This window comes from Polynucleobacter sp. AM-7D1 (assembly GCF_018688455.1).
Lineage (GTDB): Bacteria > Pseudomonadota > Gammaproteobacteria > Burkholderiales > Burkholderiaceae > Polynucleobacter.
Map to the genome: position 1 here is coordinate 1,551,914 of NZ_CP061319.1, position 21,680 is coordinate 1,573,593.

A 21,680-nucleotide genomic window follows, 5' to 3' on the forward strand; every position below is an offset into this window, starting at 1 on the left:
TTCTATGCCATTAAGCACTAAAGCTGTTACCAAAGCCGTCTTCCCTGTTGCGGGACTTGGCACGCGCTTCTTGCCAGCCACCAAAGCCAGTCCGAAAGAGATGCTGAATGTCGTGGATAAACCCCTGATTCAGTATGCGGTTGAAGAAGCCATTGCTGCCGGCATTACGGAAATGATTTTTGTTACTGGCCGCAGTAAGCGCGCCATCGAAGACCACTTTGATAAGGCCTATGAATTAGAAGCTGAACTCGAGGCAAAAAATAAGCTGGCTCTATTAGAGATTGTTCGTAGCGTTAAACCAAGTCATGTGGATTGCGTGTATGTCCGTCAACCAGAAGCGCTAGGTTTGGGTCATGCCGTTCTGTGTGCAGAAAAGTTAGTTCGCGATGAGCCATTTGCCATCATCCTTGCAGACGACTTACTCGATGGTCAACCACCAGTTCTAAAGCAGATGCTTAAAGTGTTTGATGAGCAAAATGGCTCCGTCTTAGCGGTAGAAAAAATCGACCCTTCCAAAAGTAGCTCTTACGGCATTATTTCTGGGGCGGAAGTATCCAAAGGGATCTACCGTTTAAATGGAATTGTGGAGAAGCCACAACCCAAAGATGCGCCATCCAACTTGGCGGTGGTGGGTCGCTATGTTCTGTCTTCAGACATCTTTAATCACATTCGCAATCTCAAGCCAGGCGCTGGTGGCGAAATTCAACTCACAGATGCTATTGCCTCCTTGCTCAAAGAAGAGCCAGTCTTCGCTTATGAATACGATGGCGTGCGTTATGACTGCGGCAGTAAGTTGGGCTACCTCAAAGCCTCCGTTGAATTCGCACTACGCCATCCAGAAGTGAGCACAGAGTTTGCAGCGTACTTAAAAAGTCGATCTTTAACTTAGACTAAATCCTCATCTTCGGCAGATTTAAATTCTGTGGGATAAAAGCAAAAAGGCAGAAATCACTTTCTGCCTTTTTCTTTGATGCTGAGAGTTTCAGACGTTTAAAGTACCCTATCTTCTTTTGAGGAAGAAGACCAATACATCGCCCTCGGTAGTGCTGGAAAGTAGTTCATTGCCAGTCTGTTTTGCAAAGGCAGGAAAGTCATTTGCTGCACCTGAGTCGGTAGCCTTAACCTTCAGGACTTGGCCGGACTCCATGGTGGCTAAAGCTTTCTTGGTGCGCAAGATCGGCAATGGGCAATTCATGCCAATGGCATCGACTTCGAGATTAAATTCAATGGGATTAGTCACTTAGAGGCCATCCAATCTTTCACACCAGCTAATGCCGCGCCCAACTTGCTTGGGTCAGTACCGCCAGCCATCGCCATCTCTGGTTTGCCGCCACCCTTGCCGCCAACTTGCTGTGCAACAAAGTTCACCAAGTCACCCGCTTTCACTTTAGCAATTGAGTCTGCAGTCACACCAGCAATTAAACTCACCTTATCACCCTGGACAGAAGCTAAAACAATGGCGGCTGTTTTCAATTTGGCCTTTAAGGCATCCATGGTTTCGCGAAGTACTTGAGCGTCTGCACCATCTAAGCGAGCTGCTAAGACTTTGATGCCGTTAACATCAATTGCTTGTGTCGCTAATTCGTCACCTTGGCTTGCGGCAAGCTTAGAGTTCACCTTATCCAACTCACGCTCAGCTTGACGCAGGCTTTCTTGGAGTTGAGCAACACGATTTACCAAATCACCTGGATGGGTTTTTAAGATTGTTGCAGCTTCGTTGATCTTATCTTCCATGCCTTGCAAGAAATTCAAAGCATTTCTGCCGGTGACCGCCTCAACACGGCGAATACCGGCAGCAACACCGCCCTCAGAAACAATCTTCAAACTACCGATATCTCCAGTGCGACCCACGTGGGTGCCTCCACAGAGCTCTTTAGAGCTACCAATTTCTAGAACGCGAACTTCGTCGCCATACTTCTCACCAAAGAGCATCATGGCACCAGTTTTTTGCGCATCATCCAAAGACATCACTTTTCCGGAAGTTGCGGTATTGGCCAAGATCTCAGCATTCACAATATCTTCTACCCGACGAATTTCTGCTGCGGTAATGGGTGCGTTATGAGTAAAGTCGAAACGAGTTTTACTAGCATCAACCAAAGAACCTTTTTGCTGCACATGATCACCCAAGACTTCACGCAATGCTTTATGCAAAATATGCGTAGCACTATGGTTGCGCATCGTTTCAGTTCTTTGCTGGGTATCCACTAAAGCGTTGATGACATCACCCACCTTAAGTTCGCCCTCTTGCACTTCACCTTGATGGCCAAAAACATCAGCCTGAATCTTGAAGGTATCTTCCACTGCGAAACGCACTGCCTCATTACGCAACTCACCCTTGTCACCAACCTGTCCACCAGATTCGGCATAGAAAGGGGTGTTATCTAATACGATCACGGCGGCATCACCAGCCTTGACATACTGGGCAGCAGAGCCATCAACGTAGAGTGCTGTTACTTTAGCGCCCTCATGTTTCAGAGTGTCATAGCCATGAAACTGCGTTGGTTTGCCGGAGTATTCCAAGCCTTGAGCCACCTTGAACTTGCCAGCCGCTCTTGCTTGATCGCGCTGCTTTTGCATCGCTAACTCAAAGCCTTCCGCATCAACCGAAACACCGCGCTCACGACACACATCGGCAGTCAAATCTAATGGGAAGCCAAATGTATCGTGCAAACGGAAAGCTGTTTCGCCATCAACGGTCTTAGCACCACCAGCAAGCGCACTCTCCAGGATCTCCATACCGTTAGCGATTGTCTGAAAGAAGCGCTCTTCTTCCTGCTTAATCACATCACTGACTTTATCTTTTGCAGCTTGTAACTCTGGATATGAAAGGCCCATCTCTTTTACGAGGGCGGGAACAAGTTGATAGAAAAACGGTTTGCGTGCACCCAACTTGTAACCATGACGAATTGCACGGCGCGTAATACGACGCAGGACATAGCCGCGCCCAGCATTACCCGGAATCACACCATCCACCACAATAAAGCTACAGGCACGAATATGGTCTGCAATCACCTTCAGCGAAGGGCTGTCAATATCGCAATTTCCGCCACCAGCTGCATCAACCGCTTCTTTAGCAGCCTTGAGCAAATTCACAAAGAGATCAATCTCATAGTTGGAATGCACATGCTGCAATACTGCAGCGATACGCTCCAAGCCCATGCCAGTATCAACGCTAGGCTTAGGTAAAGGATGCATATTGCCCGCTTCATCGCGGTTGAACTGCATGAATACGTTATTCCAGATCTCAATATAGCGATCGCCATCCTCATCAGGACTTCCTGGAGGCCCGCCAGCAATGTGTGGACCATGGTCATAGAAGATCTCGGTGCAAGGACCACAGGGACCGGTGTCACCCATCATCCAGAAATTATCTGAAGCGTAACGTGCCCCCTTGTTATCGCCGATGCGAATAATGCGCTCAGCTGGCACACCAATTTGCTTATTCCAAATCTCATAAGCCTCATCATCTTCCGCGTAAACAGTCACGAGGAGCTTTTCTTCTGGAAGCTTGAAAACCTCGGTGAGCAATTCCCAGGCAAACTGGATTGCATCCTTCTTAAAGTAATCCCCAAAAGAGAAGTTACCCAGCATTTCAAAGAAGGTGTGATGACGGGCTGTGTAGCCAACGTTATCCAGGTCATTGTGCTTGCCACCCGCACGAATGCATTTTTGAGCAGTGGTTGCGCGGTTATAGGAGCGCTTATCAAAACCTAAAAAGACGTCCTTAAACTGATTCATTCCCGCATTTGTAAATAGCAGGGTTGGGTCATCACCCGGCACCACCGGGCTAGAGGCGACAATTTGATGGCCTTTTTGGGCGAAGTAGTCCAGGTATGCCTGGCGAATTTGGGAGACTTTCATGCTAATAATTATCGCATTGGCACTAGTCGGGGGCAAACCCTAGGTAAAGCTCCCTAATCCTGCCTTACAATCCCCCTACATTAATAAATAGATCGACATTTGAGTCGATATAAGGAGCTCAACTTGAAAATTCGCAATCAACGGGATTTTGGCGCTGGAATCATGTACATGGTTATCGGCCTTTTCTTTGCGGGCATTGCCACCACCTATTCTCTGGGCACTGCGGCCAAGATGGGGCCTGGATACTTCCCGCTAGCCCTTGGAATACTCATGTTTTTACTGGGCTTACTTGTACTCGTTACCTCATTGAGAGCTAGCGCGACCATAGATCAAATCCCCAAATTTAATTGGAGGGTGATTGGTATTGTTACTGGATCAATTTGTCTTTTTGGCATTTTGTTGCCCACCATGGGCGTTTTGGTCGCGATTTTTGCCCTTGTTTTTGCATCTTCCACCGCCAGCAAGGAATTTAGCTGGAAAGCAGCAACTCTGAATTCCATTGTGCTCATGGCGTTTACTTATCTGGTGTTTATCGTTGGTCTCAAGCTCACGTTCCCAGTTTTACCGTTCTTTTTCGAATAATTACCGGGAACTAGAAAAATGGAATTATTTAACAACCTCGCTCTCGGATTCGACACCGCGTTCACCCTTCAAAATTTGATGTATTGCTTTATTGGTTGCCTATTGGGCACCCTCATTGGCGTACTCCCTGGCCTAGGCCCTGTCGCCACTATTGCTATGTTGCTCCCAGCAACCTACGCACTACCCCCAATTGCAGCCTTGATTATGTTGGCTGGTATCTATTACGGCTCACAGTACGGAGGATCTACTACTGCGATTTTGCTCAACATCCCAGGGGAAACGTCCTCGGTGGTAACGGCGATTGATGGCTACCAAATGGCCAAAAATGGTCGTGGTGGTGTTGCCTTATTTACTGCCGGTATGGGTTCATTCTTTGCTGGTTGCGTAGCTACTTTAGTTTTGGCCGCTTTTGCCGCACCGCTCTCTGAATTAGCATTTAAGTTTGGTCCAGCCGAATACTTCTCCCTAATGGTTTTAGGATTAATTGGTGCAGTTGTGCTGGCTTCGGGATCTTTGATCAAAGCGATCGGCATGATCATCCTGGGTCTCTTGATGGGCTTGATCGGTACCGACGTGAACTCTGGCGTTGCTCGTTACTCCTTTGATATTCCGCAACTCAGCGATGGTATTGGCTTTGTCAGTGTGGCTATGGGCGTATTTGGCTTTGCTGAAATCATGGGCAATTTGGAGAAAAAAGACGATGAAGAGGGCTTCCTCAACAAAGTCACCTCCATGATTCCAACCAAAAATGATATCAAGCGCATGGTTCCATCCATCCTGCGCGGCACAACCATTGGATCAGTTTTAGGAATTTTGCCGGGCGGTGGCGCAGCTCTTGCTGCCTTTGGTGCTTACTCAGTTGAGAAGAAATCCTCAAAATACACCCACGAATTCGGTAAGGGCGCTATTGAGGGTGTAGCTGGTCCAGAAGCAGCCAATAATGCTGCAGCTCAAACTTCTTTCATTCCATTGCTCACTTTGGGTATTCCACCAAATGCAGTGATGGCTCTGATGGTTGGTGCGATGACTATTCATAACATTCAACCTGGTCCACAAGTGATGACTAGCAACCCAGCCTTGTTCTGGGGTCTGATTGCATCCATGTGGATTGGTAACGTGATGTTGATTCTCTTGAACTTGCCTCTCATTGGTATTTGGGTAAAGCTCTTGAAAATTCCATACCGCTTGATGTATCCAGCCATCTTGGTCTTCTGCTGTATCGGCGTTTACACCGTCAACAATTCTGTTTTTGACGTTTATGTAACGGCTGGTTTCGGCTTAATTGGCTACCTCTTCTTCAAGCTCGGCTGCGAACCCGCTCCATTACTCCTTGGTTTCGTACTCGGACCAATGATGGAAGAGAACTTCCGTCGTGCACTGCTGTTGTCACGCGGCGATTTCTCCACATTCTTTACACGCCCACTATCTCTCAGCCTGCTCATCGCAGCTGCTCTCTTGGTGGTGATCGTAGCCCTCCCGGCGGTTAAGAAAACCCGTGAAGAGGCTTTTGTAGAGGAATAATTCTCGAAAGCTTCCCAGAAACGAGCCCGCAGTAGTTTGCGGGCTTTTTTCTTTAGGGGCGAGGGTTTTCTCTACAATGGGTGCATGTCCCAAGATAGCAAATCACCCAAAGTTCCTGCCAGCACAATTGCTGAGCCTTCCAACTTTTTGCGCCAGATCATTGACCATGATTTGGCAAGTGGCGCCTATCAGAACCGCAGTAGCCGTGATGGCCAAGCTATCCCCTCCATCATTACGCGCTTTCCACCAGAACCTAATGGCTATCTCCACATCGGTCACGCCAAAAGCATCTGCCTCAACTTTGGCTTAGCTGCTGATTACAACCAGCTAGCTGGTGGTGCGCGTTGCAATATGCGGCTGGATGACACCAATCCAGTCAAAGAGGATGTTGAGTATGCGGACAGCATTTTGGATGCAGTCAAATGGCTTGGCTTTGATTGGGGCACACACCTGTATCACGCCAGTGATTACTTTGACCAGCTCTATGAGTTTGCAGAAATTCTGATTCAGAATGGCAAAGCCTATGTGGATAGTCAAAGTGCCGATGACATTCATGCCAATCGCGGTAACTTTGGGCAAGCTGGAAAAAATAGCCCCTACCGTGATCGCACTCCAGATGAGAATCTGGCTTTATTTCGCGAGATGCGTGATGGCAAATACAAAGATGGCGAACATGTTCTACGTCTAAAAATTGATATGGCGCATCCTAATATTGTGATGCGTGATCCTGTGGTCTATCGTATTCGTCATACCCATCACCACCGGACTGGCAGTAAGTGGTGCATCTACCCTTTATATGATTTCACGCACTGTATTTCTGATGCATTAGAAAATGTCTCACACTCCATCTGTACTTTGGAGTTTGAAAATAATCGTCCACTCTACGATTGGATTGTTGCCTCACTAGCAGAATTAGGGATCTTCAAAAATCCAGTGCCGCATCAATATGAATTCGCCCGCCTCAACTTAACTTACACCATCACCAGCAAACGTAAGCTGCTGCAATTGGTCGAAGAAAAACATGTTGATGGCTGGGATGATCCACGCATGCCAACCATCGTCGGTATTCGTCGCAGAGGCTATACACCGGAGAGCATTCGCTTGTTCTGCGAGCGCATCGGGGTTTCTAAAGCGGATAGCTGGATTGACATGAGTACGCTGGATCAAGCCCTGCGGGATGATCTAGAAGGCAAAGCTCCACGGGCTACAGCGGTTCTAAAGCCACTCAAACTCGTCATTGAAAATTTTGATGCCTCTGCAAGTGAACCTTGCTCAGCACCGCGCCATCCTCAGCATCCTGAATGGGGTAATCGCGAGTTTCATTTCACAAAAGAATTGTGGATTGAGGAAGATGACTTTATGAAGGAGCCTATTAAAGGATTCTTCAGGCTCTACCCACCAATCGGTGATCAGCCCGGTGGACGCGTGCGTTTGCGCCATGGATTTGTGATTGAGTGCACTGGCTTTGAAGTAGATGCTAATGGCAATGTGATTCAAGTGAACGCGACTCACTTCCCTGATAGTAAGAGTGGCACTCCTGGCTCAAACAATTACAAAGTCAAGGGCAACATTCATTGGGTCAGCGCAGCTGAGGCTGTGCCTGCGCAAGTGCGTCTCTATGATCATCTGTTTAATGATCCACATCCAGATAGTGGAGATAAGAATTTCCTTGATGCGATTAACCCAAGCTCTAAGCAAACGATTACTGCCTACTTAGAACCTTGCATGAAAGATGCCAAAGCAGAAGATCGTTTCCAGTTTGAACGCCATGGTTACTTTGTGGCAGACCAAACCGATTCCAAGCCAGGTCAGCCTGTATTCAATCGTACGGTCGGACTTAAGGATTCTTGGAAATAGTTTTCAGAAACTCTGCCACGCTGGGATAGCGTAGCGGGGTTTTTAATTCCGCTAGTCGCGTATTGGTTACACGTCGTGACTCCCGCATAAAGGACCACAGCATTGGAGATACGATTTTTTCCAATTGCTCAGCAGGCATTCTTGGTGGTCGCTCCAAACCAAAGGTATCAGCCACTTCATCAAAGTAATCACCCATCTTGGTTTCACCACCGTCACAGGCATTAATGACGCGCTGTGGTTTACCGTGATAAACGGCAGCACACACTAATCTCGCCAAATCATCGCTCTGTATATGGTTCGAATAAGCATCCTCAGCCGGATTTAATGCGGGTGTTCCTGCCTGTATACGCTCAACCGGCAATCGGTCAGCAGCATAAATACCGGGTACACGCAAAATCGTCAGGGCTACACCGTGAGCTGGAGCCCATAGGCGGAGGCAATTTTCTGCGTCCACCCTGCGCTTGGCTCGCTCACTTTGAGGATTGACAGGCGTCACTTCACTCACTTTGCCACCAGCATGATCCCCGTAAACACCAGTAGTGCTCACATAAATCAAGCGCCCAACAATATCAGAGCCTTGGGCTAAAATTCGGAGGAGGTTGCGAGTTCGGCAATCACGATGACCAGTATTTTGGGGTGGTGCCAAGTGGATCACAGTTTGCGCTAATCCACTCAAACGCCACAAGCTATCGGGCTTATCCAGATCCCCCAAAATCGGAATCGCGCCAACTGCTCTCAACTCCTGAAAACGGGCTATCTGGGATGTTAAGGCGTACACGCGATGACTTCGAGCAAGCTGTTTGGCAACACGTAGGCCAATATCGCCGCAACCGACGATCAGGATTCGAGATTTACCAAAAGATTGCATAAGTCACATCGTAACGATTTATTGAAAGGAATGAGAGTGTCTTACCAAGTCACGCTCAAGGCGAGCGGCAAACAATTTACCGTCCAGAAGGATGAAACCCTTCTCGAGGCAGCATTACAGCAGGGCATTACCCTTCCTTATGGCTGCAAAAACGGTGCCTGCGGATCCTGTAAAGGCAAGGTTCTAGAGGGTCAGGTGGAGCACGGCCAACATAGTGCAGCCGCCTTAAGCCCATCTGATGAGGCCGCTGGCGGTACCTTGTTTTGCTGTGCTCACCCAAAATCTGATCTCCTGATTGAAGCACGTGAAGTTGAGGGTGCCGGCGATATCGCCATCAGAAAGGTACCTTGTCGTGTGAATGCCATTTCCAAACCCAGTACAGATGTGGCAATTCTGAAGTTGCAACTACCAGCAGCTGAGCGTTTTCAATTTCTGGCGGGTCAGTATTTAGAATTCCTTCTCAAAGATGGACAGCGCCGCGCCTACTCCATTGCCAATGCGCCTGATCAAGAGGGTCCCCTAGAGTTACACATTCGCCACTTGCCAGGCGGACTCTTTACCGACTTTGTCTTTGGCGCAAAAGATCCCGCATTAAAAGAAAAAGATATCCTGCGCTTTGAGGGTCCACTGGGTAGCTTCTTCCTGAGAGAAGACTCCAAGAAACCCATCATTTTTGTTGCGGCAGGCACTGGCTTTGCACCCATTAAATCCATTGTCGAGCAAATGCAGCTCAAAAAGATCCAACGCCCGATTCATCTGTATTGGGGCGGACGTCGCCCTAGCGACCTTTACCTCGATGCGCTTTGCAAATCATGGGTAAGAGAAATTCCAGACTTCAAATATATCCCCGTTATTTCCGATGCCCTTCCAGACGATCAATGGACTGGGCGCACTGGCTTTGTGCATCAGGCTGTGATCGTTGACCATGCTGACCTAAGCCCGTACCAGGTCTATACCTGCGGCGCCCCCGTCATGGTCAACGCAGCCCGCCAAGACTTTTCTTCTCAGTGCAGACTGCCTGAGGAGGAGTTCTTTGCAGACTCCTTTACCAGCGCAGCCGATCTTGCAACAAGCTAGCCTACTAAGCGTGATAATAGAAACCTCATTTGATCTCACTTCGTACACGATATGAATAAGCCAGCCCAATCCGTAGATGCCCACTCAGTGATGTTTATTACTCAGCGACCAGAAGTGATGATGGTTGAGGGTAAGGGCTCATGGCTCACCGATAACAATGGCAAGCGTTACTTAGACTTCTTGCAAGGCTGGGCAGTGAACTGCCTAGGTCATAGCAACCCGGGAATGATTGAAGCGCTCAATGCTCAAGCCAAGAAACTGATTAACCCTAGCCCAGCGTTCTATAACGAACCAATGATTCGCTTATCGAATCTTCTGACAGAGAACAGCTGCTTTAACAAAGTATTTTTTGCTAATAGTGGCGCTGAAGCAAATGAGGGCGCCATCAAGTTGGCTCGTAAATGGGGTCAACTGAATAAATCAGGCGCCTTTGAAATCATCACCTTTGATCACAGCTTTCATGGTCGCACTTTAGCTACCATGAGCGCGTCTGGTAAGCCAGGTTGGGACACCATGTTTGCCCCGCAAGTTCCCGGCTTTCCAAAAGCAGATTTGAATGACTTGGACTCTGTCAAAAAACTAGTTACTGACAAAACTGTTGCAGTCATGCTCGAGCCAGTTCAAGGCGAAGGTGGCGTGATCCCAACCACGAAAGAATTTATGCAAAGCCTGCGTAAATTCACTAAAGAAAACAATATCTTGTTGATCGTGGATGAAGTGCAAGCTGGCTGTGGGCGTACTGGAAAACTCTTTGCCTATCAACATTACGACATCGAACCTGACATCATGACTTTAGGTAAAGGAATTGGTGGTGGCGTTCCATTGGCTGCACTCATGGCAACCGATGCAGTTGCTTGCTTTGTTCCAGGTGATCAAGGCGGTACCTATAACGGCAACCCACTCATGACCGCAGTTGGCATTAGTGTGATCGAGCAACTATTAGCGCCAGGCTTCCTGGACTCTGTTCGCACCAAAGGCGAGTTACTTAGCAAAGAACTGCGTGCTATTTCAGCAGAATTTAATCTGGATGGTGAACGTGGTGAAGGCTTATTGCGCGCCCTTATGTTGAGCAGTGATATTGGCGCCAAGTTAGTTGAACTTGCTCGCGATAGAGGTCCAGAAGGATTATTGATCAACTCACCAAGACCCAATCTCTTGCGCTTTATGCCTGCACTCAATGTTTCTGATGATGAAATCCGTCAGATGTGCAATATTTTGAGAGAGCTGCTCAAACAAGTTGCTTAAGCAATATTAAGATTCAATTTAATAAAGGAGCCTTAAGGCTCCTTTATTGTTTTTGGCTAGCCAACTAAATTTTTTGGTAGCGAGAAAGTAATGTCCTCCACTACACCCTCGAGATTACGAATACTACGCGGGCCAAACTCTTGAATCTTCTCCACAATCGAAAGCGCTAGGCTCTCTGGCGCTGATGCGCCCGCAGTAAGGCCAACACGCTTCTTGCCCACAAACCATTCAGCCTGAAGTTGTTCTGGTGCATCCACCATGTAAGCCGGTACGCCGAGTTTTTCAGCTAATTCACGCAAGCGATTCGAGTTCGAACTTGCCTTGCTTCCCACCACAATAACTACCTCAACCTGAGGTGCCATAAATTTCACAGCATCTTGACGGTTCTGAGTGGCATAACAAATATCTTGTTTACGCGGCTGAACAATATTTGGAAATTTTTGAGTTAAGACGTCAACAATTTCTTTGGTCTCATCTACGGAGAGTGTGGTTTGCGTTACAAAAGCAATTTTTTCATTCTCAGTAAAGGGCAGCTCAGCAACATCCGCCACTTTTTCAATCAGATGAATGCCTTTTTCTACCTGCCCCATCGTGCCTTCAACTTCAGGATGCCCAGCGTGACCAATCATCAAGACCGTGAAACCATCTTTACACATCTTAACGACCTCAAGATGCACCTTGGTAACCAATGGGCAGGTAGCGTCATATACCTGCAGTCCGCGCGCCTCAGCATCTTGGCGAACTTCTTGAGAAACACCATGGGCACTGAATACGACGATGCCGCCTTTGGGAACTTCATGCAACTCATCGACAAACACAGCACCTTTATCACGCAGTCCGTTGACGACATAGGCGTTGTGAACAATTTCATGACGCACATAAATTGGCGCACCAAAACGTGTCAGCGCTTCATTGACAATATTGATGGCACGATCCACACCCGCGCAAAAACCGCGAGGCTGTGCCATCAAAATTTCAGCGGTGTCTTGCGTGCTAGATGGATTAGTCATGAATCAGAGGATGGCAACGATTTCAGCTTCGAAGGTAATAGACCTCCCAGCAAGCGGGTGATTGAAATCAAACCATGCACCCTCTTCATTAATCGATTGCAATACACCAGCATATTGAGCGCCACCAGGCGCATTAAATTCAATTACGTCGCCAGGATTAAATTCCACATCATCATCGCGACCCTCTTTAAGCGCACCCAAAGAAACCCATTGCATTAATTCTTCCTTGCGCTCCCCAAAGCTTTCCTCAGGGGGCAGCAAGGCACTTTTCTTTTCACCCACAGCCAACCCGATCAACACTTTTTCAAAACAAGGCGCAAATTGTCCAGAACCCATCAACACCGTCGCAGGGCGATCAATAAAAGTATTGATGTAATCATCCCCACTGGGCAAAGTCAGCCGATAGTTGAGGGTCAGGAAGGAATTGGGCAAAACCGTAAGCTTAGTCATAAGGTAATTGTATCTAGGCCCGACACGAGCGTGCACTCACCCATTACAGACTGGCCCAAAATAGAGCAGCCCCGCGAAAAACTGCGTGCCCTAGGAGCGGCAGCTCTAAGTGATGCCGAATTACTTGCGATCTTTCTGCGTGTTGGCGTCAAAGGCAAAACTGCCGTGGCATTAGCAGAAGATCTCATCCACCATTTTGGCAATTTGCCACGCCTCCTATCTTGCGCTCCGGAGGAATTAACCCAGATTCATGGCATGGGTATTTCTAAATGGTCACAAATTCAGGCGGCGTATGAGCTTGTCAAGCGCAGTCTTGAGGAAACCCTCTCCCAAGCATCGGTCTTCTCTTCGCCCAGTTATGTCAGAGAGTTCTTGCAAGCCCGATTTGGACGCCTCCCACACGAAGTCTTCCTTTGCCTATACCTCGACTCGCGTCTGCATCTGATTGAGTGCCAAGAGCTCTTTAGGGGCTCCCTAACTCAAACTGCCGTCTACCCCCGAGAAATCCTCAAGGAAGCGCTTGCAAGGAACGCCAGCGCCCTTATCGTCGCCCATAACCACCCCAGCGGAAACCCACTACCAAGCATTGCCGACCAGGAATTAACAAAGACACTTTCCAAAGCCTTGCAGTTGGTAGATATTCCACTCCTCGATCACTGCATAGTCAGTGATAGCGGATTTTTCTCATTTTCAGACTCAGGTCTTATGAAAAATAGCTTTAATCAGAAGTAATTACTAACTTATTGACTATTTTTGACCCATATTAGCGACTAAACGGCCAAATCCTCAAAACTAAAGCCAATTAAGGGTAGATCAAAGTGCCTGGAGACTGATACAATCTTCTTTTTTCGCAATTAATGGAGTTATGTCATGGCAAAAGTTTGCCAAGTCACTGGGAAGAAGCCGATGGTTGGCAACAATGTATCCCATGCAAACAATAAAACGAAGCGTCGCTTTTTGCCGAATTTGCAAAACCGTCGTTTCTGGGTTGAATCTGAAAACCGTTGGATTAGCTTGCGCTTAACCAATGCTGGTTTGCGCGTTATCGACAAGAACGGCATTGATGCTGTGTTGTCTGATCTCCGTGCACGTGGCGAAATTTAAGGAGCGCACAAATGGCTAAAGGCGGCAGAGAAAAAATCAAATTAGAGTCATCAGCTGGTACTGGTCACTTCTATACAACTTCAAAAAACAAGCGTACAAAGCCTGAAAAAATGGAGATCATGAAATTCGATCCAACCATTCGCAAGCACGTCGCTTACAAAGAAACTAAGCTCAAGTAATTTATCGATTCGATAGTTATTTGCAGCAAATAAAAAACCCGCTAGATCAGCGGGTTTTTTATTGTCTTGATTTTCACCAAGATCAAAGCCAGGCATCGCTTAAGCGTAGCGACGCAACCTTAAGGAGAAGTCACGCAGACTCGATAAACCACTATCTTCTGCGCGCTGACACCACGTATGCAATTGAGAAACCAATTGATCACCTGTAGCATTGGAGCGACTCCAGATGGCCTGCAAATCACGACGCATTTCAATCATCTTACGTAATTGAGCATTGCTCGCCATCAACTCTTCCAACTTCACTTTTTCTTCTGCAGTCAAACGAGATTCATCTTTACCTAACCAGGTACGCGCATCTTTTAAATGTGCTGCCAAGACTTGCATATGTTGGACTTCGTTACTGAAGAAAGAGCTCAAGGTCTTGCTATAGCGAGCCATGATTTCATAACGGTTGGCGATGATGGCTTCGAGTGTGCCTTGATCTGCAGGACGCAAGTCGCTCAGTACCGGCTTTGGAGAAGTCTTCTTCACTTTGGCCAAGCCAACAGCACTCATCATCTGGATGTACATCCAGCCGATATCAAACTCATACCACTTGCTAGAGAGCTTAGCGCTCGTTGCAAATGTGTGATGGTTGTTATGCAACTCTTCGCCGCCAATCAAAATACCCAAAGGGAAAATATTTCTGGAGGCATCCTCACAGTCGTAGTTGCGATAGCCCCAGTAGTGACCAATGCCATTAATAATTCCAGCAGCGGTAATTGGAATCCACAGCATCTGCACTGCCCACACAGTTAAGCCAATAGCACCAAACAAAAACACATCGATGATCAACATCAAGGCCACACCTTGCCAAGAGAACTTGGAGTAGACATTGTGCTCAAGCCAGTCATCTGGCGTGCCATGCCCAAACTTCTCTAAAGTCTCTTGATTGCGTGACTCTTGTTTATACAGCTCAGCGCCACGAGAGAGAACGGTATTGATACCGAGAACTTGGGGGCTATGTGGATCATCGACAGTCTCGCACTTGGCATGGTGTTTGCGATGAATAGCAGCCCATTCTTTAGTCACCATCCCGGTGGTTAGCCAGAGCCAAAACCGGAAGAAGTGGGACATGATTGGATGTAAATCTAAGGCACGGTGCGCTTGGCAACGATGCAAGAAAATAGTCACGCTAGCAATTGTGATGTGAGTAGCCACCAAAGTAAAAACAAGGATCTGCCACCACGCCCAATTTAAATAGCCATGAGATAGCCAATTAAGGAATAAATCAAAACCAGAAGCTGTGTTCAAAAGGGTATCCCTAACGAGGTCTAAACCCTTATTTTAGTTCTTTAGCGACTTTCTTGGTTTTGATCTTAGTCTCTTTTTTCCCGCCTTTTTCATCGCCCTGATCAATCTTCTCAACTGGAGCAGCAGCTTTCTTTTGGAAAACAGCCCCAAAGAAGCCATCTGTACCGTGAATATGGGGCCAAAGCTGCCACCAAGGGTTATCAGGACTGCACCCTAAAGGAATTTTATCCTTTGGAAACAATGGCTTAAGAACCTCGGCTGCCGGAACAAGCTCAAAATTGGGGTGCTTTGCCAAGAAATCCTCTGCAATTTGCTGGTTTTCTTGAGGTAAAAGGCTGCAGGTTGCATAAACCAAGCGGCCTCCTGGCTTGAGCAAGCGACTTGCCGAAGCCAATATATTCATTTGCTTTTGATTGAGCTCCAGCACCCCCTCTGGGGTCTGACGCCATTTGAGGTCTGGGTTACGACGCAAAGTACCCATGCCACTGCAAGGGGCGTCGACTAAAACGCGATCAATCTTGCCGGCTAAGCGCTTGATCTTAGTGTCATTCTCGCTATCAATCCAGACAGGATGCACGTTCGAGAGGCCGCTACGGGCTTGCCGCGGCTTTAAATTAGCCAAGCGGCGCTCAGATGTATCCAGGGCGTACAAACGGCCTGTGGATCGCATGATTGCCCCAATCGCTAGAGTCTTACCGCCAGCACCTGCACAGAAGTCCACTACCATCTCACCGCGTTTGGGGGCGAGCAAGTAAGCCAGCAACTGACTGCCTTCATCTTGAACCTCAAACATCCCTGCTTTAAAGCCAACAGTATTTTGCAGAGCGGGCTTACCCATAATTCGCACGCCATCAGGAGCATACGGAGTTGGGATTGCTTGATAGCGACCGCCAAGGGCATTCATCTCAGCAAGCAATTGCTCACGAGTTGTTTTCATGGTGTTTGCACGCAAATCCAAAAGGGCTGGATGCATGAGTGATTTAGCCAACTCTTCGCGAGATTCTTCGCCGGGATATTTTCCAAACGCATCCCACAACCATTCTGGCAAGTTATTACGAACCAATGGATTGAGTGCTGATGGATCGACTGTCGCAAAGCGCTGCAACCACTCGTACTCGCCCGTCTTGAGCACGTGGGCTAAGTCTGCAATCGCACTCTCAGCGCGATTAGCAGAACCAAGACCACCTTCAGACAGAGCTGACAGCAAACCCAATAGGGCTAAGCGTCTGGCCTGTGATCCCTCACCACTTGAAGCAAATTGTGAGAACTCATTTTTACGACGCAAGATGGCAAAAGCACTCTCAGCAATTAAGGCGCGATCACGATTACCCAGCTGCGGTTCAGAGCGGAAATAGCGACTCACTACACGATCAGCTGGTTGCTCAAAATTGAGTAACTCAGGAAGCAGACGCTCTAAATGAATGGCATGCTGAGGCAAAGCCTTCGCATTAGAAAAGTTTTTTTGACCTTCGGGCGCAATGATGTTTCCGCTCGCATTACGACGCTCTGGACGACGCAATGGATCCTTAGATTTAGCGGCATAACTCTTTTGTGGGCCTAAGCGCGATCCAGATCTGGATCCAGACTTTGAGCCAGTACCGGCTCCGCGGGATGAACGTTCTTTACTCATAATTTTATTAATTGCGACTCCGGTGGTTGAACCTGAACTTGATTACCTTCTATTCGCAATCGTCCATCAAGGAACCATTTTACGGCCCGCGGATAAATCTGATGCTCAGCAGCCAAAACGCGCGCCGCCAAACTATCTACATCGTCGCCAGGAAGCACTGGAACTGAAGCTTGGCAGATGATGGGGCCTTCATCCACACCCTCGGTTACAAAGTGCACGCTGGCTCCATGTTCGGCTACGCCAGCCTCCAAAGCCCGCTCGTGGGTATGCAAACCTGGGAAGGCTGGCAACAAGGCAGGGTGGATATTGATCAGGCGACCCTCAAAATGACGAATAAAGCCCGGGGTCAGAATGCGCATAAAACCCGCTAGAACGACCAAATCCGCACCTAATTCATCGATTTTCTTGATCAGGGCGGCATCAAAGGACTCGCGCGTGGCATGCTCTTTGTGCTCAATAGCATAGGCAGGAATGCCTTGGGAGCGAGCAAAATCAAGGCCCTTAGCTGCAGAGTGATTAGCGATCACCCCTGCAAAAGTGACGGGCCACTGCTCTTTTTGAGCTGTTTTGACGATGGCCTCGAAATTGGATCCGCGGCCTGAGATTAAGGTGACGATAGATGGCATGCCCACAATATAATTGATGGTTACCCCGAAAGCGACCCTGAAAGCGATTTAGTGAACGTATTCCGTGGCCCTACCCAGTTTTCTGCAGGACCGGCTTGTGCCTTAACCATCGGTAATTTCGATGGCGTGCACAGGGGTCATCGCGCCCTACTAAAACAACTGAAGGATGGCGCCCAGGAACGTGGTCTGGTTAGCTGCGTGATGACTTTCGAGCCGCACCCTAAAGAATTCTTTTCTCCAGAGCAGGCGCCTCCTCGCATCCTAAATTTACGCGACAAGCTTGCCGCTTTTGCTGAAATCGGCATTGACCGTGTAGTTGTAGAGCATTTCAATTCAGCTTTTGCTCGACTAACTCCAGAAGAGTTCGTTTCTGAAATCATCATCAAACAACTCAACGCCAAATGGATTTTGATTGGGGATGATTTTTGCTATGGCGCAAAACGCGCGGGCAACTTTGCAAGTCTCAAAGCTGCTGGCAAAAAATATGGCTTCGAAGTTTCGAGCATCCACACCGTTCTTGAGAACGGTGAGCGCATATCCAGCTCAGCGCTTCGCAATGCCTTAGCCAATGGTGACATGGATCAAGCGACAAAATTATTAGGGCGGCCTTACGGCATCTCCGGTCACGTCATTCATGGACAAAAGCTGGGGCGTACCTTAGGTTTTCCTACGCTCAATCTTGCTGTTGCTAACCATCTTCATCATCGCAAGCCTGCCTGCTCAGGCATCTTTACCGCACAAGTACTAGGTCTTGAAGATAAGCCGCTTCCCGCTGTAGCCAGCCTCGGTGTAAGACCAACAGTCGAAGATGAAGGTCGCGTTCTCTTAGAGACGCACATCTTTGATTACAACGCAGATGTTTACGGAAAAATCATTACTGTTGAACTCTTAGAAAAAATCCGTGATGAGGCGAAGTACTCTGACCTCGACACCCTTACCAAAGCGATTGCATCTGATGCAGCGCATGCCAGAAATTATTTCCAGAAAAAATCTTATGTCTGAAAAAGAAAACTCTTACCCCGTCAATCTTCTAGAGACCTCATTCCCAATGCGGGGAGACCTGCCGAAGCGTGAGCCTCAATGGGTTGCTCAGTGGCAGAAAAATAAACTCTACGAAAAGATTCGTGCAGCACACGCCAATCAACCAAAATTTATTTTGCATGATGGTCCTCCCTATGCAAACGGTGATATTCATATTGGTCATGCAGTAAATAAGATCCTCAAGGACATGATCGTGAAGTCTCGCTGGTTAATGGGCTTCGACTCTGCATACGTCCCAGGCTGGGATTGCCATGGCATGCCGATTGAGATTCAGATTGAAAAAGAGTTTGGTAAAAATTTACCTACGGCTGAAGTCCAGTCAAAAGCCCGTGCTTACGCCAAGATACAAGTGGATAAGCAGAAAAAAGATTTTGAACGTTTGGGTGTTCTGGGCGATTGGAACAACCCCTACCTCACCATGAACCACCGTAATGAAGCCGATGAAATTCGTGCACTTGGGAAGATCTGGGAAAAGGGTTATGTCTTCCGTGGTCTCAAGCCAGTGAACTGGTGCTTTGACTGCGGCTCTGCACTAGCTGAAGCTGAAGTGGAATACCAAGATAAGACTGATCCAACGGTAGATGTTGGCTTTGCTTTTGATGATGCACAGCGTCCACAGCTTGCAAAAGTGTTTGGCCTACCTGAGATTCCAGCTAAGCCTGGAATGATTGTGATTTGGACCACAACACCTTGGACCATCCCATCTAACCAAGCCTTGAATGTTCACCCAGAACTTACTTACGCCTTAGTCGATACAGGCGATAAGCTGCTCATCTTGGCAAAGGATCGCGTACAAACTTGCCTCGAAGATTTTGGCCTTGAAGGTAAAGTCATTGCAACTTGTTTAGGTAGCCAATTAGCCAACATCTCGTTTTGGCATCCACTCACTCCATTGCATGAGGGATACAAGCGCCTCTCACCAATCTACCCAGCTGAATACGTCACACTCGATACCGGTACTGGTGTTGTGCACTCTGCACCGGCTTATGGTGAGGAAGACTTTAAATCATGCAAAGCAAATAAATTAGCGGATAAAGATATCTTGAACCCAGTCATGGGTAACGGTGTGTATGCCTCTTGGTTGCCACTCTTTGCTAATGAATACATTTGGAAAGCCAATCCCAAGATTGTCGAAGCCATGCGTGAAGCAGGCAGCCTCTTGCGAGATAAAACCTATACCCACTCTTACATGCACTGCTGGCGTCACAAGTCGCCGATTATTTATCGTGCAACCTCACAGTGGTTTGCAAGTATGGATAAGAAACCATCTGACGGCAAAGCAAGTCTGCGCGAGGCAGCATTAACTGGCATTGAAAATACTGAGTTCTTCCCGGCTTGGGGTAAGCAGCGCCTCAAGAGCATGATTGCCAACCGTCCAGACTGGACCTTGTCACGTCAGCGTCAATGGGGCGTACCTATGGCTTTCTTTGTTCATAAAGAAAGTGGTGAGCCACATCCACGTACGGTTGAATTGCTCGAAGAGATTGCAAAGCGAGTTGAAAAAGAAGGTATTGAAGCTTGGCAAAAGCTTGAGGTGGCCGAACTGCTTGGTGAAGAAGCAGCTCAATATGAGAAGAATCGTGACACTCTAGATGTGTGGTTTGATTCCGGCACTACGCACTGGCATGTTATTCGCGGCTCACACCGTGATGAACTCTATCGCCCTGAAGCCGAAAGTACCGATGGTCGTTTAGCCGACTTATATCTTGAGGGTTCAGACCAACACCGTGGTTGGTTCCACTCATCCCTGCTTACTGGCGCCATGCTCGATGGCAAGCCGCCATACAAAGCACTTCTAACCCATGGCTTTACCGTAGATGGCCAAGGTCGCAAGATGAGTAAGTCTGTGGGTAATGTGATTGCCCCGCAGCAAGTTGCCGATAAGTTGGGTGCAGAGATTATTCGTTTGTGGGTAGCGTCTACCGATTACTCCGGCGAGATGACGATCTCGGATGAGATTCTGAAACGTGTGGTGGAAAGCTATCGTCGTATCCGCAATACATTGCGATTCTTACTGGCCAACCTATCTGACTTTGACCCATCAAAGCACAGCATGCCTGAAAGTGAGTGGCTTGAGATTGACCGCTATGCCGTTGCACTTGCCAATCAATTACAAAATGAAGTACAGGCTCACTACAAAGCTTATGAGTTCCAGCCCGCTGTAGCTCGCATGCTGACTTTCTGCTCAGAAGATTTAGGTGGCTTCTACTTAGATATTCTTAAAGATCGCTTATATACCAGCGCTCCAGACTCTAAAGAGCGTCGTGCTGCACAAAACGCACTGTTTCACATCACTCGCAATCTTTTAAAGTGGTTGGCTCCATTCCTATCCTTTACCGCCGAGGAAGCGTGGTCATCATTTCCGCATGGTGCAAATGAGAAACTCAGCGAATCCATCTTCATGGAAGAGTTCGGCACCTTCCCAGAAATCGACCACGCAACTGAGCTACTTGCAAAGTGGGAACGCATTCGCGAAATTCGCTCTGAGGTAACGAAGGCTATTGAGATTGAACGTGAGGCTGGCAATGTAGGCTCATCTCTGCAAGCAGAGCTCACCATTAAAGTGGGTGATATCGATTTTGCAATTTTGCATTCTCTTGAAGATGACTTGCGCTTTGTCACCATTACCTCTAGTGCCAATATTGAATTGAGTAATGGCGGTCTCGAAGTCCTGGTGAGAGGCAGTCAATATAAAAAGTGTGGGCGCTGCTGGCATCACACTGCCGATGTTGGCGCCAATGCAGAGCATCCAGAATTGTGCGGTAGATGCATCAGCAATCTTTTTGGGGATGGTGAAGCACGCTTGTTTGCATAAACAATCGGCATTCATAACACCACGCCATGAGCGCAAACCTATCCTTTCTTCGTTATCTAGCGATTGCAAGTATTACGCTATTGCTAGACCAACTGAGTAAATGGTCTGCCTTAAGCAATCTTCAATTAGGTGTACCTGAACCCGTCCTGCCATTTATGAACTGGTTGTTGCTATTCAATCCGGGAGCAGCGTTTTCTTTTTTGGCTCAGAGCTCAGGATGGCAGCGCTGGTTCTTTACGGTCCTTGGCTTAGCAGCTTCGGCTTACATCCTTTGGCTGCTACGCAAGAGTCTGAGTGACAAGATGCTCTGCTGGGCTCTCAGCCTCATTCTGGGGGGTGCACTTGGCAATGTCTTGGATCGCATCTTGTATGGCGCTGTAGTCGACTTTATAGATTTACATTACGCCAATTGGCATTGGCCTGCTTTCAATATTGCCGATAGTGCCATTTGCATTGGTGCTGGCCTCATTATTTGGGGCGAGCTTAGCAAGTCATTTGGCAAAAAGCCTCAATCCCATTAA

At 47.9% G+C, this 21,680-nt stretch carries 20 protein-coding genes; 12 read left to right on the forward strand and 8 right to left on the reverse strand.

Going from position 1 to position 21,680, the window contains the following annotated elements:
- Positions 1–4: 4 nt before the first annotated feature.
- Positions 5–889, forward strand: a complete 885-nt coding sequence (gene galU, locus GQ359_RS08160) for a UTP--glucose-1-phosphate uridylyltransferase GalU (protein WP_215386569.1) — start codon at positions 5–7, stop codon at positions 887–889.
- A 111-nt stretch (positions 890–1,000) separates the two neighbouring features.
- On the opposite strand, the gene GQ359_RS08165 is transcribed toward galU, so the two are convergent.
- Positions 1,001–1,228, reverse strand: a complete 228-nt coding sequence (locus GQ359_RS08165) for a sulfurtransferase TusA family protein (RefSeq protein ID WP_215387944.1) — start codon at positions 1,226–1,228, stop codon at positions 1,001–1,003.
- Positions 1,229–1,236: 8 nt separating this feature from the next.
- Positions 1,237–3,861: an alanine--tRNA ligase gene (gene alaS / locus GQ359_RS08170; RefSeq protein ID WP_215386572.1), complete on the reverse strand. Its 2,625-nt coding sequence runs from the start codon at positions 3,859–3,861 to the stop codon at positions 1,237–1,239.
- A 123-nt stretch (positions 3,862–3,984) separates the two neighbouring features.
- Between alaS and GQ359_RS08175 the strand changes: the two genes are divergently transcribed.
- From GQ359_RS08175 to GQ359_RS08185, 3 genes are all read left to right on the forward strand, one after another.
- Complete coding sequence (locus tag GQ359_RS08175; protein WP_215386575.1) at positions 3,985–4,443, forward strand: tripartite tricarboxylate transporter TctB family protein; 459 nt, start codon at positions 3,985–3,987, stop codon at positions 4,441–4,443.
- Between the two features lie 18 nt (positions 4,444–4,461).
- Complete coding sequence (locus tag GQ359_RS08180) at positions 4,462–5,964, forward strand: tripartite tricarboxylate transporter permease (RefSeq protein WP_215386577.1); 1,503 nt, start codon at positions 4,462–4,464, stop codon at positions 5,962–5,964.
- A gap of 84 nt (positions 5,965–6,048) precedes the next feature.
- Entirely contained in the window at positions 6,049–7,821 is a 1,773-nt protein-coding gene (locus GQ359_RS08185) for a glutamine--tRNA ligase/YqeY domain fusion protein (RefSeq protein WP_215386580.1), read from the forward strand.
- On the opposite strand, the gene GQ359_RS08190 is transcribed toward GQ359_RS08185, so the two are convergent.
- Complete coding sequence (locus GQ359_RS08190; protein WP_215386582.1) at positions 7,802–8,689, reverse strand: SDR family oxidoreductase; 888 nt, start codon at positions 8,687–8,689, stop codon at positions 7,802–7,804. The genes GQ359_RS08185 and GQ359_RS08190 overlap by 20 nt on opposite strands.
- A gap of 36 nt (positions 8,690–8,725) precedes the next feature.
- On the opposite strand from GQ359_RS08190, the gene GQ359_RS08195 reads away from it, so the two are divergent.
- Together GQ359_RS08195 and GQ359_RS08200 are read left to right on the forward strand one after the other, a co-directional pair.
- On the forward strand, positions 8,726–9,766 hold the full coding sequence (locus GQ359_RS08195; protein ID WP_215386584.1) for a CDP-6-deoxy-delta-3,4-glucoseen reductase: 1,041 nt from the start codon (positions 8,726–8,728) through the stop codon (positions 9,764–9,766).
- 51 nt (positions 9,767–9,817) lie between these two features.
- Positions 9,818–11,011: an acetylornithine transaminase gene (locus GQ359_RS08200; RefSeq protein WP_215386592.1), complete on the forward strand. Its 1,194-nt coding sequence runs from the start codon at positions 9,818–9,820 to the stop codon at positions 11,009–11,011.
- A gap of 56 nt (positions 11,012–11,067) precedes the next feature.
- Here the strand turns inward: GQ359_RS08200 and ispH are convergent, their stop codons facing one another.
- Positions 11,068–12,021, reverse strand: a complete 954-nt coding sequence (gene ispH, locus GQ359_RS08205) for a 4-hydroxy-3-methylbut-2-enyl diphosphate reductase (RefSeq protein WP_215386594.1) — start codon at positions 12,019–12,021, stop codon at positions 11,068–11,070.
- A gap of 3 nt (positions 12,022–12,024) precedes the next feature.
- A complete protein-coding gene (locus GQ359_RS08210; RefSeq protein ID WP_215301886.1) occupies positions 12,025–12,471 on the reverse strand; it encodes a peptidylprolyl isomerase in 447 nt (148 codons plus the stop codon).
- A gap of 30 nt (positions 12,472–12,501) precedes the next feature.
- Here GQ359_RS08210 and radC point away from each other — a divergent pair, with 30 nt between their 5' ends.
- The 3 genes from radC to rpmG all read left to right on the forward strand — a co-directional run bounded on the left by radC (position 12,502) and on the right by rpmG (position 13,754).
- Positions 12,502–13,203 carry a DNA repair protein RadC gene (gene radC, locus GQ359_RS08215; RefSeq protein ID WP_251367860.1) on the forward strand — a complete coding sequence of 234 codons (702 nt, stop codon included), beginning with the start codon at positions 12,502–12,504 and terminating at the stop codon, positions 13,201–13,203.
- 138 nt (positions 13,204–13,341) lie between these two features.
- Positions 13,342–13,575: a 50S ribosomal protein L28 gene (gene rpmB, locus GQ359_RS08220; RefSeq protein WP_011903570.1), complete on the forward strand. Its 234-nt coding sequence runs from the start codon at positions 13,342–13,344 to the stop codon at positions 13,573–13,575.
- An 11-nt stretch (positions 13,576–13,586) separates the two neighbouring features.
- Positions 13,587–13,754 (forward strand): 50S ribosomal protein L33, encoded by a 168-nt coding sequence (rpmG, locus tag GQ359_RS08225; protein WP_015421876.1) that lies wholly within the window; start codon positions 13,587–13,589, stop codon positions 13,752–13,754.
- A 99-nt stretch (positions 13,755–13,853) separates the two neighbouring features.
- Here the strand turns inward: rpmG and GQ359_RS08230 are convergent, their stop codons facing one another.
- Genes GQ359_RS08230 through purN form a run of 3 tightly spaced genes read right to left on the reverse strand, consistent with a single transcriptional unit; the run spans position 13,854 to position 17,303 of the window.
- A complete protein-coding gene (locus GQ359_RS08230; protein ID WP_215386595.1) occupies positions 13,854–15,047 on the reverse strand; it encodes an acyl-CoA desaturase in 1,194 nt (397 codons plus the stop codon).
- Positions 15,048–15,075: 28 nt separating this feature from the next.
- Positions 15,076–16,677 (reverse strand): RsmB/NOP family class I SAM-dependent RNA methyltransferase, encoded by a 1,602-nt coding sequence (locus GQ359_RS08235; protein ID WP_215386596.1) that lies wholly within the window; start codon positions 16,675–16,677, stop codon positions 15,076–15,078.
- The gene (gene purN, locus GQ359_RS08240) at positions 16,674–17,303 is read right to left on the reverse strand and encodes a phosphoribosylglycinamide formyltransferase (RefSeq protein WP_215386597.1); all 630 of its coding nucleotides are present in this window, start codon (positions 17,301–17,303) and stop codon (positions 16,674–16,676) included. Before purN ends, GQ359_RS08235 begins: the two co-directional genes overlap by 4 nt.
- 51 nt (positions 17,304–17,354) lie before the next feature.
- Here purN and GQ359_RS08245 point away from each other — a divergent pair, with 51 nt between their 5' ends.
- The 3 genes from GQ359_RS08245 to lspA are packed head-to-tail and all read left to right on the forward strand — an operon-like array spanning position 17,355 to position 21,680.
- Positions 17,355–18,305, forward strand: coding sequence for a bifunctional riboflavin kinase/FAD synthetase (locus GQ359_RS08245; protein ID WP_215386599.1), 951 nt, complete (start codon positions 17,355–17,357; stop codon positions 18,303–18,305).
- The gene (gene ileS, locus GQ359_RS08250) at positions 18,280–21,159 is read left to right on the forward strand and encodes an isoleucine--tRNA ligase (protein ID WP_371822471.1); all 2,880 of its coding nucleotides are present in this window, start codon (positions 18,280–18,282) and stop codon (positions 21,157–21,159) included. The genes GQ359_RS08245 and ileS overlap by 26 nt, the downstream gene beginning before the upstream one ends.
- Positions 21,160–21,185: 26 nt before the next feature.
- On the forward strand, positions 21,186–21,680 hold the full coding sequence (lspA, locus tag GQ359_RS08255) for a signal peptidase II (RefSeq protein ID WP_215386602.1): 495 nt from the start codon (positions 21,186–21,188) through the stop codon (positions 21,678–21,680).